Below are 1920 nucleotides of genomic sequence, written 5' to 3'. Positions count from 1 at the left end.
GCAGCGCCCGGCCCGGCGGGTGCGAAGCGCCCGCGTCGTGCCGGAGGCACGCCTTTGGCGTGGCGGGGCGGGGCGGGCGCTGCCCGGCGGTGCCCGCCGGGCGGGATGGTTGCGCTAGGCGCACTCGAAACTCGGCCTGACGGGGTCGCGTGACCATATGCAATCCCCCTGTCCCCGTCAGAGCGAAAGCCGCGACATCACCACCCCCGGATCCTCGGGCTCCAGCGTGAAGTCGAAGCCGAATCCCCGCATGAGATCGAGCATGCCGGCGTTCTCGCTCAGGATCATGCCCTCGAGCGCCTTGACACCATCGGCGCGGGCATAGTCGATCAGGACGCGCATCAGCGTGGTGCCGATGCCGCGCCCGTGCAGGTCGCTGCGCACCAGCAGAGCGTATTCGCCCGTGGTGTGGTCGGGATCACAGGAGATCCGCGACACGCCCGCCAGCGTCCCGTCCGGCGCAAGCGCGACGAAGGCCATGTCCCGGTCGTAGTCGAGCTGGGTCAGCCGCACCAGCATTTGCTCGGGGAAATGGCGGCGCGGCGCGAGGAAGCGCAGCCGGATGTCCTCGGCCTCCAGCTTCTCCAGGAAATGCGGGTAGAGCAGGGCGTCCGCCGGCCGGATCGGCCGGATCGCATAGGTGCCGTCCTTCAGCGCCACCTCGCGGCGCCAGGCCGCCGGATAGGGCCGGATCGCCAGATCGGGATTGGGGCCGGTGCGGTGGACCTCGGCGGGGTCGATCTCCATGCGCGCATCGAGCGCGATCACGCCGCCGGCGTCGGCGAGCAGCGGATTGACGTCGAGCCCGCGCAGGCAGGGGAAATCCTCGACGAGATGCGACAGCGCGATCAGCGCGCCCTTCACCGCCACCTCGTCGGCCGGCGGCTGGCCGCGGTAGCCCGCGAGCAGCCGGCCGATCCGCGTCCCGGCCACCAGGTCGCCGGCCAGGGTGGCGTCGAGCGGCGGCAGGGCCACCGCGGTGTCGCGGATCACCTCGACCGCGATCCCGCCGGCGCCGAAGAGGATCACCGGCCCGAAGACCGGGTCGCGGGCGAGGCCGAGGATCAACTCCTGCGCCCCGGGCCGGCGCACCATCGGCTGCACGGCGAAGCCCTCCGGCGTGGCCTCCGGCATGGCCCGCGCCAGCCGCCGCGCCATGGCGCGCGCCGCCGCCTCGGCGCGCTCGGCGCTGTCGAGACCCAGCGCCACGCCGCCGACGTCGGACTTGTGGCTGATCCGGCGCGACAGGATCTTGACCACCAGTTCGCCGCCCTCCGCGCCGAGCATCTCCGCGGCGGCCCGCCCCACCTCCTCCGGCGTGGCCGCGACGCGCAGGTCCGGCACCGGGATGCCGTAGGCGGCGATCACCGCCTTGGCCTCGGGCTCGGTCAGCATCCTGCGGCCCTCGGCGGCGACCGCGGCGAAGATCGCGCCGGCCTTCGTGCGGGCGTCGTCCGGCGTCGCCTTCAGCTCCGCCTCGGTGCCCCGGTCGGGCACCCGCAAGAGCGCCGCCTGGGCGCGCCCCCAGTCGGTGAGATGGCCCACCGCCTCCGCCGCAGTGGCGGGCGTCTCATAGGTGGGCACCCCCGCGCCGTGCAGGATCGCGCGCGCCTCCCGCGCGGTCGGCCCGCCGAGCCAGCAGGAGAGCACCGGCTTGCGCCCGATCATGCCCTTCTCCACCGCGCCCGCCACCGCGCGGGCGGCATCGACCGGCGCCGCCAGCCCGGTCGGGCAGTTCATCACCAGCAGCACGTCGACGCCCGGATCCCCGGCCACCGCCTCCACCGCCGCGAGATAGCGCCCGGGCGGGGCGTCGCCGACGATGTCGACCGGGTTGGCGCGGCTCCAGTTCTCGGGGAGCGCCGCCGCGAGTCGCCCCACCGTCGCCGGCGCGAGATCGGCCAGCGTCCCGGCGCCGTC

1 protein-coding gene is annotated in these 1920 nt (G+C 74.7%); it reads right to left on the bottom strand.

Annotation, left to right across the window (positions count from 1 at the left end; translation table 11 throughout):
• Positions 1-177 precede the first annotated feature (177 nt).
• The coding region (locus V7050_RS20770) for a bifunctional acetate--CoA ligase family protein/GNAT family N-acetyltransferase (RefSeq protein WP_324411249.1) at positions 178-1920 on the bottom strand (1743 nt) is incomplete at its 5' end.

Origin of the sequence: Amaricoccus sp., assembly GCF_036846665.1 — a bacterium.
Taxonomy (GTDB): Bacteria; Pseudomonadota; Alphaproteobacteria; order Rhodobacterales; family Rhodobacteraceae; genus Amaricoccus.
The sequence above is the reverse complement of the archived record's forward strand: the minus strand, read 5'-3'. Positions and strand labels throughout refer to the sequence as shown.